The following is a 13,903-nucleotide window of genomic DNA, read 5'->3' as shown; positions in this document are numbered from 1 at the left end:
TCCAATTCTTACGGTTCCTGGTCTTCGATCAGATCGCCGAAGCCGACCCAGCTCTTGCCGTCGAAGCGCTGCATCCGGAGTTGCTGGAACAGCAAATAGTCGTCGGGGCCGGTGGTCACGGTGATTCCGGGCAGCAGCAGCGGCAGCGAGACCTTGTTCAGCGAGGTCGCCTTTTTCAAGACGTTAGCACGGCTCAGATCGTCGCCGCACGCGCGCAGCACGTGCGCCAGCAACGTCAGGCTGGTGTAGCCGCTGGCGTAGGTGGTGTCGTGCGGGTCGGCCGAAGGCATGTACTGCTTCATGAAGGCGAAATACTCCTTCACGTCGGCATCGTCGGCCCATTGCGGATCGTTGATGTTCTTCAGATAGGCCGCGGAAACCAGTCCGGTCGCGTTCTCCAGCCCTGCGGGCGTCAGAATCGTCGCGATCGAGGTCACAGAAGTGGGCACCAGGAACAAGTCTGGCTTGAAGCCCATCTCGGCGCTGCGGCGGATCATCTGCGAGCCGAACTTGCCGATCGCGACGCCGAAGAACGTGTTGGCGCCGGAAGCCTTCAGCGTGGCGAGTTGCGAATCGATCGTCGGCTGCGTGGCCTCGTAGACCGCCTCGGCCACGATCATGCTGGCCGCCTTGTCGCCGAGGCCGCGCTTGAATGCGGAAACATAGTCACGGCCGAAATCGTCGTTCTGCGACAGGATCGCAATCTTCGCGTCGGGCTTGGTGCGCAGCACGTGCTTGGCATAGATGACGCCTTCAGAATGGTAAGAGGCCATCCCGCCCATCGTCCACGGGAAATGCTTCGGATCGGCCCACTTGCTGGCGCCGGTGGTGATGAAGAGCTGCGGCACCTTCTTGCCGTTCAGGTAGCGGTGGACCGCGCTGTTGGTCGCCGTGCCGAGCGAGCCGAACACCAGCAGCACCTCGTCCTGCTCGACCAGCCGTCGGGTCTGCTCGACGGTCTTGGGCGGCGAATAGGCGTCGTCGAGGCTGTGCAGCTTGAGTTCGCGGCCGCTGATACCGCCTTCGGCATTCACCTTGTCGAAATAGGCCTGGGCAACCTTGCCGAGACCGGAGTAGCTCGACAGCGGACCGCTGTAAGGCATGGTCTGCCCGATCAGGATCTCGTTGGCGGTAACCCCGTTTTCGGCGCGGGCCGTGCCGCCCACAAGCGCCAGCAGCCCGGCGCAGCACATCGCGATGGCTCTCATCATCTCACTCCCTGTTCTGTTTGGTTGTTTGTTGAAGCCGGCGTGGCTTACGCACGCGCGCGCTTGAGGAAGTCGCCGCTGGCGTCCGCGAATTCGGCCTTCAATCGCTCCACCAGTTCGGCCACCGGCGGCGCGTCCGCGATCTGCCCGATGCCCTGACCGGAGCCCCAGATGTCGCGCCACGCCTTGGCCTTGGTGTTGCCGCCGGAGCCGAAATTCATCTTCGACTTGTCGCTGAGCGGCAGATTGTCGGGATCGAGGCCCGCGGCCACGATCGAGGGGCCGAGATAATTGCCATGCACGCCGGTGAACAGGTTCGAATAGACGATGTCGTGCGCGGCGTGCTCGACCAGCGCGGCCTTGTAGGCCGGGTCGGCATTGGCTTCTGCGGTCGCGATGAAGCGCGTGCCCATATAGGCCGCATCAGCCCCGAGCGCGAGCGCCGAGGCAATGCTCCAGCCGTCCGAGATCGCGCCAGACAACAGCACGGTGCCCCTGAACCACTGCTTCACCTCGCGCAGCAGCGCGAACGGCGACAGCGTGCCGGCATGGCCGCCGGCGCCGGCGCAAACCAGGATCAGGCCGTCGACGCCATGTTCGGCCGCCTTGCGTGCATGCTTGACGTTGATCACGTCGTGGAACACGACGCCGCCATAGGAATGCGCGGCCTCGACGATTTCGACCGGCGGGCGCAGCGAGGTGATGATGATCGGAACCTGGTGCTTCACACAGGTTTCCATGTCCTTCATCAGCCGGTCGTTGGAGGCGTGGCAGATCTGGTTGACCGCGTAGGGCGCGACCTTCTTCTCCGGATGCTGCGCCTTGTACTCGCCGAGCTCGGTCTCGATGCGGGTCAGCCATTCGTCGAGCTTCTCGACCGGCCGCGCATTCAGCGCCGGGAACGAGCCGACGATGCCGGCCTTGCACTGGGCGATCACGAGCTCGGGCCCGGAGACGATGAACAGCGGCGAGCCAACCACGGGCAGTTCGAGCGAATTGGCAAGCGAAGCAGGCAACGGCATTCGGTCTCTCCCTTGCAACGCCAAGCCGGCGGTGCCGGGATGCGTCGATTGATGTTGATTTGAGAGCGTCGGGCCGGGCGGTGCCGCGGGCCGGGGCGCTGTTTATTGGGACCATTATAGGGCTGGACGACACGCTCCGGCCGTTCAATATTGAACAGGCGATCAGTCAGGAATGAACAGAGCGCCGAAGAACGAGGAGCCGATGGACTGGCACCTGTGCAAGACCTTCGTCGCCGTGGCCGAGACCCGCAGCTTCGCGGCGGCGGCGCGCCGGTTGCGTTCCAGTCATCCGACGGTGGGGCGCAAGATCGCCGAACTGGAAGGCCAGCTCGGCATTCCCCTGTTCGCGCGCTCCAACGAAGGCCTTTCGCTGACCTCGCACGGACAGAAATTTCGCGAGCATGTCGATGCGATGGCGGCGGCGGCGTTGCGCGCCGAGGCCGCGGTCTCGGCGGCCGGCGCGCAGGCCCGCGGCGCGGTCAAGCTGTCGATCGGCGCGACGCTGGCCTCGCATTGGCTGATGCCGCGGCTCGGACCGTTCCTGCGCAAGCACGACCATATCCAGCTCGAAATCATCACCCATCCGTATCCGGCCAGCGTTCGTCGTCGCGAGGCCGACGTCGTGCTGCGGCCGGTGGACAGCGGTGAAGAGAATTTGATCGGCCGCAAGATCGGCCGGCTCGGCACCGGCTTCTACGCCTCGCGCGATTACGCGGCGCTGCGGCGCCTTCCCGAACGGCGCGACGAATGGAAGGGCCACAGCGTCATCGGCTTCGCCGACCGGCTGTCCAACGAGCGGCTGGCGCGCTGGAGCGACGCGATTACCAAACAAGGCTCGATGGTGATGCGCTGCTCCTCGCAGGGCGACATGCTCGCTGCTGCCCGCGCGGGCTTGGGAATATCAACGCTGTCCTGCTTCGTCGCCGCCGCCTATCCCGAACTCGTTCGCGTCGCGCCGCAGAAACTCGTCAGCGTCGCCGATCTCTGGCTGCTGGCGCATCCCGATCTCGTCGATCTCCCCGCGGTGCGCGCGGTGATCGATTTCGTCACGGTTTCCGCGCGCGAGGACCGGGTGAAGTTACGTGGGTAGAGGCGGGATGAGACCGAGGCGCCGGCGCGTAGCAACGAGCGGCCCAATTCTACATTGCATGGGGTTGTTTTCGAGATTTTGTGTCCAGGCGCCGTCGGGAGACGCGTGGCCTACTTCGCCAGCACGCCCTCGCGCTTCTTCAGCACGCGATAGTAACTCCACCACAGATGCGCCGCGGCGCCGCGTAAGGGACGCCACGGCTCTGCCAGCGGGGCCATCTGCTTGGCGGTCGGGCGGGCCTGCAGGCCGAGGCCGGCTTTGACCGCTTCCTGTATGGCGATATCGCCGGCCGGCCAGGCATCGCCATGGCCGAGGCAGAACAGCAGATAGACGTCGGCGGTCCACGGCCCGATGCCGTGCAGCGCGATCAGGGTATGATGCGCGGCGTCCGCATCTTCCTCGGCCAGCACCTCGAGGTTCAGCCGTTCGGCCGCGAGCTCGCGCGCGATGTTCTTCAGGGTCTTGATCTTGGCGGCCGACAGCCCGAGACGGCCGAGGCGGTCGGCGCGGGCCTTGCCGATGGCGTGATGATCGAACGGATCGAAGGCCGCCGTCAGCCGCGCCCAGATCGCGCCGGCGCTGGCGGTAGATAATTGCTGCCCGCACACGATCGCCGCCAGCCCGGCAAATCCCGGCTCGCGCTGCCGCAGCGCCGGCATGCCGGTCAGCTCGAAAATCGGCTTCAGCCGTACATCCTGCTTGATCAGTGCGTGGACGGCGTCTTCGAGATCGGACTGGCTGTTGAGGTGGATGGTCATTGCCCCTTAAAACCACCATGTCCCGCGAAAGAGATCAATGCCGCCACCCGTTTTCCGATTTGCACCCAGTCCGAACGGCTACCTCCATCTCGGCCACGCCTATTCGGCGCTGCTGAATTTCGATCTCGCCCGCGCCAGCGGCGGCCGGTTCCTGCTGCGGATCGAGGATATCGATGCCACAAGATGCCGGCCGGAATTCGAGGCGGCGATCTACGAAGACCTGGCCTGGCTCGGGATTTCCTGGGAAACGCCGGTGCGGTGGCAATCGGAACATTTTTCGCGCTATCGCGAGGCGGTCGAAACATTGGCAGGCCTGGGCCTGATCTATCGGAGCTTCGAGAGCCGCGCCGAAATCGCCCGTCTGGTCGCCCAGCGCGAAGCCGTCGCGCCCTGGCCGCGCGATCCCGACGGCGCGCCGCTCTATCCGGGCGACGCGAAATCGCTGCCGCCGGACGAGCGCAGCCGGCTGATCGGGGAGGGCATGCCTTACGCGCTGCGCCTCGACATGCCAAAAGCGCTGGCGCGCACCGAGGAACTGGCCTGGCATGAAGCCGGCGCAGGCCCTGGCGGCGAGAGCGGCGTCGTCGCCGCCCATCCCGAGGCGTGGGGCGATGTCATCCTGGCGCGCAAGGAGACGCCGACCAGCTATCATTTGTCCGTCGTGATCGACGACGCCCTGCAGGGCGTTACGGATGTGGTGCGCGGTCAGGACCTGTTCTGGTCGACCAGCGTGCATCTCTTGTTGCAGCGGCTGCTCGGTATTCCGCAACCGGCCTATCGGCATCATCGGCTCGTTGCCGATTCGTCGGGGCAAAAGCTGTCGAAATCGACCGCGGCCACCGGCTTGCGCGAATTGCGGGGGCAGGGCGCCACGCCGGCCGAGATCAGGCGCATCGTCGGATTGCCGGAATAGTCCGTACTTCTACTGGGGGTTGCTGCAAAGGTCTCCGTGACTTTGCCCTCGTTCGCGTGCCATGCTGGTCGCGGCAGAGGAAGGGGGATCATGGCGGCAAAGCGGCGCTCACCAGGCACCACGAGAACGGTCAAGAAGCGGCGCGCGAAGAAAAAACGCGTATCCAGCGCCGCGGCAAACATGCGCGGTGCGCGCAAGTCTGCCGTCGCCGCCTCCAGCATGGTCGAGACTGCGCTTGCCGCCTTCGCGCATGAGGTCCGCACGCCGCTCACGGGCATTCTGGCGATCAGCAATCTCCTGGCGACCTCGGAACTCGACAAGCGCGAACGGCGCTGGGTCGACACCATCAAGGCGGGCGCGGAACATCTGGCGAGCCTGGCAACCCTGTTCGTCGACGCCGCGCGCAGCGGCGGTCCCGGGCTCAAGGTCCGGCAGGACTTCTTCGACCTGCGCACGCTCGCCCGCAACGCCGGCGATTCGCTGACCGGGCGCGCGGCGGCGAAGGGCCTGCAGTCGTCGGTTGTCCTTTCCGAAAAACTTCCAGCATTTGCGATCGGCGACGCCGTCCGCCTGCGCGCCGCAGTGGAAAACCTGATCGACAACGCCGTGAAATTCACCGAACAGGGCAGCGTCGCGCTCCAGGTCACGCCCGGGCGCGCCCCAAAAGGTCGGGTCGCGGTCTCGTTCGCAGTCTCTGACAGCGGGATCGGTCTTACGCTGGGCGAAATCAAACGCCTGTTCCGGCCGTTTTCGCAGGCCAATGTTTCCATCGCGTCGCGTTTCGGCGGCGCCGGGCTCGGCCTGTCGTCGGTCAAGCAATTGGCGCGCGCCATGGGCGGGGACGTCACGGTGACGCCACGGCGCGGCGGCGGCACCACCTTCACCCTCAATGTGGTGATGTCATCCTCAGACGACGCCATGACGGCGGCGCCCGGCAGCAACGGTGAGGGATCGATCGATTCGCCGCGGCCGCTGCGCCTGCTCAGCGTCGAAGACAATCCGTTCGGCCGCGTCGTTCTCAATTCGATCCTGACCGAACTCGGTCACCAGGCCGAGTTCATCGGCCAGGGCGAGGCGGCGCCCGAGCGGCTCGCGCAAGGCGCATTCGATGCGGTGCTGATGGACATGGTGCTGCCGGGGATCGACGGCGTCGAGGCGATCAGGCGCATTCGCGCGCTCTCGGCGCCGCTCGGGCGCATTCCGATCATCGGCATATCCGGCCGCGGCGAGGACGAGGCGGCGTCGCGCGCCGCCGGCGCCGACATCTTCCTGGTCAAGCCTGTGTCCCCGCGCGCTTTGGCGACTGCGCTGCATGAAGCGACAGCCCCTTCGGCAATTGCGACTTCATGATCGCCGCATTCAGTTCGCCGCCAAAGACGAAAATCGCTGAAATGAAATACAGAAACACCAGCGCGATGATGACCGACGCGAGCCCCGCATACATCGTCACGTAGTTGCTGGCGAAGCGCGCCAGATACTGGCCGAACACGATGCCTGAGATCAGCGAGGCCACCATCGTAAACACGATGCCGGGAAGGATCTGCAGAAAGCGCCGCCGACCGCAGGGCAACCAGGCATGCAGCACGAACAGCGCCACTATCATCGCCGCGATCGTGATGCCGTAGCGGGCGAAAAACAGGATCCTTTCGTTGCTCTCGATGAAGAACGGAATGTGGCGGCGTGCCGTCTCCAGGATCAGCGGACCGAGCACGATCAGGAACGCCATCAACAGCGACGTGATGGCGGCGAGCAGCGTATAGCCGATCGATTCCAGCCGCAGCCAGTACCACGCCCGCGGCTCGACCACCGAATAGGCGCGGTTCAGCGCAACCCGCAGGGCCTCGACGCCGTTGGAGGCGAAATAGACCGCCAGCACCGCGCCGACGGTCAGGATGTCGCCGCGTGCGGTGGTCAGCACGTCGTGGATTTCGCCCGACAGCGCGTCCGCGACCTGCTGCGGCCAGGTCTGCAGCAACAGTCCGATAGCGCCGTCCGCGAGTTCCTTGGAGCCGAAAAAGCCGGCCAGCGCCGTCAGCACGATCAGGAACGGAAACAGCGCCATCAACATCGACAACGCGATATGGCTCGCGATCGCCCAGCCGTCATCGGCGAGGAACGTATAAAACGCCTCCATCACGACGAGGTAGACGTAGCGAATGAACCTCACATCTCACCTCGATCAGGATGCGGCGACGCGGTCCCAAAACTTGGGCTAGCATCTGATATTACTGGACTAAAGGCCAGACCGTCGAGCGGCTGTAGGAGGGCTGTGCGAGGGCTGTCAACGTGTGGAAGTCGGCGGTTCGCGGTGTTATGTAGCGCCGATGACATCCTTTCTGAGTTCGATCGTCCTTCCCATCGCGGTTGCGGCCGTGGCTATCGTGCTGCTGCTCGGCCTCATCAACATGATGCGGGGCGGCCCGCCGAGCCGTTCGCAGCATCTGATGCGGCTTCGTGTGTTGCTGCAGTTCGTCGCCATCGTCATCACCATGGTCGTGGTCTGGGCGATAGGCAGATAAAGGCGAGATAAGGGAGACAGGCCGATGGTCGTGCTCAACCGCATCTATACCAAGACCGGCGACGACGGCACCACCGCGCTCGGCACCGGTGAACGCCGCCCGAAATACGATCTGCGCATCAGTGCTTACGGCACCGTGGACGAAACCAATGCCGCCATCGGCGTGGTGCGGCTGCATCTCGGCAATTTCAGCGAACTCGATGCGATGCTGGGCCGGATCCAGAACGACCTGTTCGATCTCGGGGCCGACCTCGCGGTGCCCGCGCGCGAGGGTAAGGCCGAGCGCCTGAGGATGCTGGCAAGCCAGGTTGAACGGCTCGAGCGCGACATCGATGCGCTCAACGAGCATCTCGCGCCCCTGACCTCGTTCGTGCTGCCCGGCGGCACCCCCGCGGCCGCATACCTGCATCTCGCCCGCACCATATGCCGCAGGGCGGAACGGATCATGGTGGAACTCGCCGCCAACCCCGAGGAGCCGGTCAGCGCGGCCGCCATTCAGTATATGAACCGACTGTCGGATTTTTTGTTCGTCGCCAGCCGTGCCATGAACGATAATGGTGCTGGAGACGTGTTGTGGGTGCCGGGTCAGAACCGTTAAGGTAGGCCTGATCCGGGGCCGATTTTTGCCTTTCGCGCGTTGACCGCCGATAGCGGGACCTTTAGGTTCCGCGCCCAAGCCGATAGCTAGCTAATAGCGAGCCAATAAACCCCAGAATTGAAGCGAAAGAGGATCGATGAAGGTTCTTGTGCCGGTAAAGCGGGTGGTCGATTACAACGTCAAGGTCCGCGTCAAGAGCGACGGAACGGGCGTGGAACTGGCCAACGTCAAGATGTCGATGAATCCGTTCGACGAAATCGCCGTCGAGGAAGCGTTGCGCCTGAAGGAAGCCGGCAAGGCGACCGAAGTGGTGGTGGTGTCGATCGGCCCGGCGCAGGCCTCGGAGACGATCCGGACCGGGCTTGCGATGGGCGCCGACCGCGGCATTCTGGTCAAGGCCGAAGGCAACGTCGAGCCGCTCGCGGTCGCGAAGATTCTGAAAGCCGTGGCCGACGCGGAGAAGCCCGGCCTCATCATTCTCGGCAAGCAGGCGATCGACGACGACAGCAACCAGACCGGCCAGATGCTGGCCGCGCTGCTCGGCTGGTCGCAGGCAACGTTCGCCTCCAAGCTCGAAGTCGAAGGTTCTGACTTCAAGGTGACGCGCGAAGTCGACGGCGGCCTGCAGACCGTGCAGCTGAAGGGACCGGCGATCGTCACCACCGACCTTCGCCTGAACGAGCCGCGCTATGCGTCCCTGCCCAACATCATGAAGGCGAAGAAGAAGCCGATCGACGACAAGAACGCGTCCGATTACGGCGTCGATCTCACGCCGCATCTCGAAGTGCTGAAGACGGCGGAGCCGCCCGGCCGCAAGGGAGGCGTCAAGGTCAAGGACGTCGCTGAGCTCGTATCCAAACTCAAGACCGAAGCCGGGGTTCTCTGATGACGACGCTGCTGATTGCCGAACACGACAATGCGTCGATCAAGGACGCGACCAACAAGACGCTGACGGCTGCCGCAGCCCTCGGCGCCGACGTGCATGTGCTGGTCGCTGGCGAAAACGCCAAGGCCGCGGCCGATGCCGCCTCCAAGCTCGCCGGCGTCAAGAAGGTGCTGCTGGCGGATAACGCTGCCTACGCCCATGACCTCGCCGAACCGCTGGCCGCGCTGATCGTATCGCTGGCGCCGTCCTACGACGCCTTCGTCGCGCCCGCGACCTCGCGCTTCAAGAACGTGATGCCGCGCGTCGCGGCCCTGCTCGACGTGATGCAGGTATCGGAGATCATCAAGGTGGTTTCGCCTGATACTTTCGAGCGGCCGATCTATGCCGGCAACGCGATCCAGACGGTGAAGTCCAAGGACGCCAAGAAGGTCATCACGGTGCGGACCTCGACCTTTGCCGCGGCCGGTGACGGCGGCAGCGCACCGGTCGAGAACGCCGCCGCCGCGGCCGATCCGGGCCTTTCCAGCTTCGTCGGCGAGGAGGTCGCCAAGAGCGATCGTCCCGAACTGACCTCGGCCAAGATCATCGTCTCGGGCGGCCGCGCGATGCAGAGCCGCGAGAACTTTGCCAAATATATCGAGCCGCTCGCCGACAAGCTCGGCGCCGGCGTCGGCGCCTCGCGCGCCGCGGTCGATGCCGGTTATGCCCCGAACGACTGGCAGGTCGGCCAGACCGGCAAGGTGGTCGCCCCGGAACTCTATGTCGCGATCGGCATTTCCGGCGCGATTCAGCATCTCGCCGGTATGAAGGATTCCAAGGTGATCGTTGCGATCAACAAGGATGAAGATGCGCCGATCTTCCAGGTTGCCGATTATGGCCTGGTCGCGGACCTCTATCAGGCGGTTCCTGAGCTGACCGAGGCGCTCGGCAAGCTCGGAAAGTAAGAAAAACGGCCAGAGCATGATCCGGAAAAGTGGAAACCGGTTTTCCGAAAAGATCATGCTCAAACAGAAAGATAGATTGGGATGACGGTTCAAGGAAACGTCATCCCAATCGGCCGGACGCGCAACGTCCGGCCGATATTTACCTTAAGCGGTTGCGGGCGAAGTGGATTAAGCTTCGCGTGACGAATACGTGCCAATGGTGGGACTGAAACCTCGCGCCTGATGATATCGTAACTGAGGTTTAGAGATGAACAGGCGCGGTATGCGCGCCGTTCCGGTGGATGACAAGATGGCGGTGACAATCAAGAAGGTCGGCGTGATCGGTTCGGGCCAGATGGGCAACGGGATCGCGCAGGTGGCGGCACTCGCTGGTTTTGACGTGGTGCTCAACGACGTCTCCGACGAACGGCTGAAATCGGCGATGGCGACCATCAACGGCCATTTGTCGCGCCAGATCGCCAAGCAGGCCATCACCGAAGATGCGCGCAAAAAGGCGCTGGAGCGGATCAGCTCCAGCGAGACGCTTGACGGATTGTCGGATTGCGACCTCGTGATCGAGACCGCGGTCGAGAAGGAAGAGGTCAAGCGCAAGATATTTCACGAGCTCTGCGCGGTGTTGAAGCCGGAGGCGATCGTCGCCACCAACTCCTCGTCGATCTCGATCACCCGGCTCGCCGCCTCGACCGATCGCCCTGAGCGCTTCATCGGCATTCACTTCATGAATCCGGTGCCGCAGATGGAGCTGGTCGAGCTGATTCGCGGCATTGCCACCGACGACAACACCTTCGACACCGCGAAGGAATTTGTCGCCAAGGTCGGCAAACAGGTCGCGGTGTCGGAGGATTTTCCGGCCTTCATCGTCAATCGCATCCTGCTGCCGATGATCAACGAGGCGATCTACACGCTCTATGAGGGCGTCGGAAACGTCGAGGCGATCGATGCGGCCATGAAACTCGGCGCGCATCACCCGATGGGTCCGCTGGAACTGGCCGATTTCATCGGCCTCGATACCTGCCTGTCGATCATGCAGGTGCTGCACGAGGGGCTGGCGGATTCGAAATACCGGCCGTGCCCGCTGCTGGTGAAATATGTCGAGGCCGGATGGCTCGGCCGCAAGACGCAGCGCGGATTCTACGATTACCGCGGCGACAAGCCGGTTCCGACGCGCTGATAGCCGCGATTTCGGTGCCGTAGGGTGGGCAAAGCGCAGCGTGCCCACCATGCCTCCACACATATCGCTTGAAATGGTGGGCACGCTTCGCTTTGCCCACCCGACTTTTGGAACACGCGCAGCGTGTCGTCAGACGTGCATTCGCGCGCATGCTAACTTTTCTCCCATCTCCAGACTTCGTTAACCGGTGCCGGGGTAGGGTGCCCTCAGGTTTGAGGAGTGCTGCGTTATGGATATGATGGCTATGGTTTCGAGCATGCTGAGCATGCAGGCGGCGGGCACGCAGCAGCAGATCCAGACCTCGATCATCAAGCAGAACGCGGATGCCGAGAAAATGGCGGTGCAGACGCTGCTGGGCACGCCCTCGACGGCCAATCTCGCCCCCGGCGTCGGCGGCAACCTCAATATTACGGCCTGAGAATTAATCTGTAGGGTGGGCAAAGGCGCCCTCGCGCCGTGCCCACCATCGCATGTGGTCAGGCCGACCGGTGGGCACGCTGCGCTTTGCCCACCCTACCGATCTCTCAAGACCCCGCCTTGACCGGCTGCATGGCGGCCTTGATCAGCTTGATGGCGTCCTCGCTGGCCCATTCGGCGGGGCCGGCAAGGGTTGCGATCTCGCAGCCTTGGGCGTCTATGAGCACCGAAGTCGGCATGCCCAGCGCCTTGCCTACATTCTTAAGATCCTGAAAAACCTTGGCTTTTTGGTCGGCGAAATAGCCGAGCCGGGTCAGATTGGCCTCTTTCAGGAAGTTTTTCGGTTTCTCGGCGTCGCGGGTGTCGATGTTGATGGCGACCACCTCGAAATCCTTGCCCCCGAGCTTGGTCTGCAGGCTCTCCAGCGCCGGCATTTCTTTCCGGCAAGGCACGCACCAGGTAGCCCACAGATTTACCAGCACTGTCTTGCCACGCCATTCCGACAGCTTCCTCGGCTTGCCCTCGGCGTCATCGAAAGCGAGGTCGGGGAGCCGCAGCGGGGTCGTTGCCATGGTCAGCGCCGCCACCTCGCCATGCGCCAGCGGCCCGATCTTGCGAGCCAGTTCGACCGCTCCCGCGCAGGTAGGATCGCCGCTGGCGCGCTTGAAGCCCCCCAACCCGTAAAACAGGCCTATTCCAATCACACCCGCAGCCACCACCGCGCCGATGGCGATCGGAATCCGGCGTGTCTTGGCCGGGCGGGGCGGGGGCATTTCGGGCATATCGTTTGTCATCCTGTATCAGTTACGGCTATGCAGGGCGCAAGATTACGGTCGAGTTACGGCTGAAACCGGCCCGGCGTTTCGCCGAATTCTCGACGATATAGATGGCAAGGCACGGGAAGTCATGAGCAACAAGATGTGGGGCGGCCGGTTCACCGAGCGTCCCGACGCGATCATGGAGGAAATCAACGTCTCGATCGACGTCGACCGTCACCTCTATGCCCAGGACATCGCCGCGTCCAAGGCCCACGCCGCGATGCTGGCGGCGCAAGGCATTATCACCGCGGGTGATGCGAAAAATATCGGCAAGGGTCTAGACACGATTTTGTCAGAAATCGGCAAAGGCGCCTTCGACTTCAAGCGCGCGCTCGAAGACATCCATATGAACGTCGAGAGCCGGCTCTCCGAACTGATCGGGCCCGCCGCGGGCCGGCTCCACACTGCGCGTTCGCGCAACGACCAGGTCGCGACCGATTTCCGTCTCTACGTCCGCGACACGATCGACGAGACCGACGCGGCGCTGGCCGCCTTCCAGCAGGCGCTGGCCGAGCGGGCCGTGGAACATGCCGCGACCGTGATGCCGGGCTTTACCCATCTGCAGACCGCCCAGCCCGTCACCTTCGGGCATCATCTGCTGGCCTATGTCGAGATGGCCGCGCGCGACCGCGGGCGCTTTGCCGATGCGCGCAAGCGGCTGAACGAATCGCCGCTCGGTGCCGCCGCGCTCGCCGGAACCTCGTTCCCGATCGATCGGGCCGCCACCGCCGAGGCGCTCGGCTTCGACCGCCCGATGGCCAATTCGCTTGATGCCGTCTCGGACCGCGATTTCGTGCTCGAAACGCTCTCTGCAGCGTCGATCACGGCCGTGCACATGTCACGCTTTGCCGAGGAAATCGTGATCTGGACCTCGCCGCTGGTCGGCCTGGTGCGGCTCTCGGACAAGTTCACCACCGGCTCCTCGATCATGCCGCAGAAGCGCAATCCGGATGCGGCCGAACTGGTGCGCGCCAAGACCGGCCGGGTAATCGGCGCGCTTAACGCTCTCCTGATCGTGATGAAGGGCCTGCCGCTCGCCTATCAAAAGGACATGCAGGAGGACAAGCAGGGCGCGATGGAGGCGTTTTCCGCGCTCTCGCTCGCGATTCGCGCCATGACCGGCATGGTCCTCGACCTCGTGCCCGATGAGGCGCGGATGAAGGCCGCCGCCGGCGAGGGCTACGCCACCGCCACCGACCTGGCCGATTGGCTGGTGCGGACGCTGAAAATGCCGTTCCGCGACGCCCACCATGTCACCGGACGAATCGTCGGCCTGGCGTCGAAACAGGGCGTGGCGCTGCACGAACTGCCGCTGAAGGCGATGCAGGAGATCGAGCCGAAAATTACCGCCGACGCCTTGCGCGTGCTGTCGGTGGAGGCGTCCGTGAAGAGCCGGACCAGCTATGGCGGCACCGCGCCGAAGAACGTGGCTTCGCAGGCCAAGGCCTGGCTGAAACGGCTGGAAAAAGAGCGAAAATAGGCCTGAAGAGAAAAATTTCGCTGCAATTTCATGGTTGTCAGTGGCCGATCGGCACTCGCCAGACCACGGCAATCTTTGTA

At 64.0% G+C, this 13,903-nt stretch carries 15 protein-coding genes; 10 read left to right on the top strand and 5 right to left on the bottom strand.

Annotated elements, in window-relative coordinates:
- Positions 1-8 precede the first annotated feature (8 nt).
- Complete coding sequence (locus LMTR21_RS34560) at positions 9-1,211, bottom strand: ABC transporter substrate-binding protein (RefSeq protein ID WP_430642500.1); 1,203 nt, start codon at positions 1,209-1,211, stop codon at positions 9-11.
- 44 nt (positions 1,212-1,255) lie between these two features.
- Complete coding sequence (locus LMTR21_RS34555) at positions 1,256-2,230, bottom strand: NAD(P)H-dependent flavin oxidoreductase (protein ID WP_065751991.1); 975 nt, start codon at positions 2,228-2,230, stop codon at positions 1,256-1,258.
- Between the two features lie 202 nt (positions 2,231-2,432).
- On the opposite strand from LMTR21_RS34555, the gene LMTR21_RS34550 reads away from it, so the two are divergent.
- Positions 2,433-3,320, top strand: a complete 888-nt coding sequence (locus tag LMTR21_RS34550) for a LysR family transcriptional regulator (RefSeq protein ID WP_065752265.1) — start codon at positions 2,433-2,435, stop codon at positions 3,318-3,320.
- A 110-nt stretch (positions 3,321-3,430) separates the two neighbouring features.
- Here the strand turns inward: LMTR21_RS34550 and LMTR21_RS34545 are convergent, their stop codons facing one another.
- Complete coding sequence (locus LMTR21_RS34545) at positions 3,431-4,078, bottom strand: DNA-3-methyladenine glycosylase family protein (protein ID WP_065751990.1); 648 nt, start codon at positions 4,076-4,078, stop codon at positions 3,431-3,433.
- 37 nt (positions 4,079-4,115) lie between these two features.
- Between LMTR21_RS34545 and gluQRS the strand changes: the two genes are divergently transcribed.
- On the top strand, positions 4,116-4,991 hold the full coding sequence (gene gluQRS, locus LMTR21_RS34540) for a tRNA glutamyl-Q(34) synthetase GluQRS (RefSeq protein ID WP_065751989.1): 876 nt from the start codon (positions 4,116-4,118) through the stop codon (positions 4,989-4,991).
- Between the two features lie 90 nt (positions 4,992-5,081).
- The gene (locus LMTR21_RS34535) at positions 5,082-6,341 is read left to right on the top strand and encodes an ATP-binding protein (protein ID WP_065751988.1); all 1,260 of its coding nucleotides are present in this window, start codon (positions 5,082-5,084) and stop codon (positions 6,339-6,341) included.
- Here the strand turns inward: LMTR21_RS34535 and LMTR21_RS34530 are convergent.
- The gene (locus tag LMTR21_RS34530; RefSeq protein ID WP_430642608.1) at positions 6,265-7,125 is read right to left on the bottom strand and encodes a YihY/virulence factor BrkB family protein; all 861 of its coding nucleotides are present in this window, start codon (positions 7,123-7,125) and stop codon (positions 6,265-6,267) included. The genes LMTR21_RS34535 and LMTR21_RS34530 overlap by 77 nt on opposite strands.
- A gap of 190 nt (positions 7,126-7,315) precedes the next feature.
- On the opposite strand from LMTR21_RS34530, the gene LMTR21_RS34525 reads away from it, so the two are divergent.
- From LMTR21_RS34525 to LMTR21_RS34500, 6 genes are all read left to right on the top strand, one after another.
- Positions 7,316-7,510 (top strand): twin transmembrane helix small protein, encoded by a 195-nt coding sequence (locus LMTR21_RS34525; RefSeq protein WP_065751986.1) that lies wholly within the window; start codon positions 7,316-7,318, stop codon positions 7,508-7,510.
- 24 nt (positions 7,511-7,534) lie between these two features.
- On the top strand, positions 7,535-8,107 hold the full coding sequence (locus tag LMTR21_RS34520; protein WP_065751985.1) for a cob(I)yrinic acid a,c-diamide adenosyltransferase: 573 nt from the start codon (positions 7,535-7,537) through the stop codon (positions 8,105-8,107).
- A gap of 136 nt (positions 8,108-8,243) precedes the next feature.
- The gene (locus LMTR21_RS34515) at positions 8,244-8,993 is read left to right on the top strand and encodes an electron transfer flavoprotein subunit beta/FixA family protein (RefSeq protein WP_057858706.1); all 750 of its coding nucleotides are present in this window, start codon (positions 8,244-8,246) and stop codon (positions 8,991-8,993) included.
- A complete protein-coding gene (locus LMTR21_RS34510; RefSeq protein WP_065751984.1) occupies positions 8,993-9,937 on the top strand; it encodes an electron transfer flavoprotein subunit alpha/FixB family protein in 945 nt (314 codons plus the stop codon). Before LMTR21_RS34515 ends, LMTR21_RS34510 begins: the two co-directional genes overlap by 1 nt.
- 289 nt (positions 9,938-10,226) lie before the next feature.
- A complete protein-coding gene (locus tag LMTR21_RS34505; RefSeq protein ID WP_065752264.1) occupies positions 10,227-11,108 on the top strand; it encodes a 3-hydroxybutyryl-CoA dehydrogenase in 882 nt (293 codons plus the stop codon).
- Between the two features lie 229 nt (positions 11,109-11,337).
- A complete protein-coding gene (locus tag LMTR21_RS34500) occupies positions 11,338-11,526 on the top strand; it encodes a putative motility protein (RefSeq protein ID WP_057858708.1) in 189 nt (62 codons plus the stop codon).
- A gap of 106 nt (positions 11,527-11,632) precedes the next feature.
- Here the strand turns inward: LMTR21_RS34500 and tlpA are convergent, their stop codons facing one another.
- Complete coding sequence (tlpA, locus tag LMTR21_RS34495) at positions 11,633-12,307, bottom strand: thiol:disulfide interchange protein TlpA (protein ID WP_430642499.1); 675 nt, start codon at positions 12,305-12,307, stop codon at positions 11,633-11,635.
- Between the two features lie 124 nt (positions 12,308-12,431).
- On the opposite strand from tlpA, the gene argH reads away from it, so the two are divergent.
- Positions 12,432-13,823: an argininosuccinate lyase gene (gene argH / locus LMTR21_RS34490; protein ID WP_065751983.1), complete on the top strand. Its 1,392-nt coding sequence runs from the start codon at positions 12,432-12,434 to the stop codon at positions 13,821-13,823.
- The last annotated feature ends 80 nt before the right edge of the window (positions 13,824-13,903 follow it).

It is taken from the genome of Bradyrhizobium paxllaeri (assembly GCF_001693515.2).
Classification (GTDB): Bacteria; Pseudomonadota; Alphaproteobacteria; order Rhizobiales; family Xanthobacteraceae; genus Bradyrhizobium; species Bradyrhizobium paxllaeri.
The sequence above is the reverse complement of the archived record's forward strand: the minus strand, read 5'-3'. Positions and strand labels throughout refer to the sequence as shown.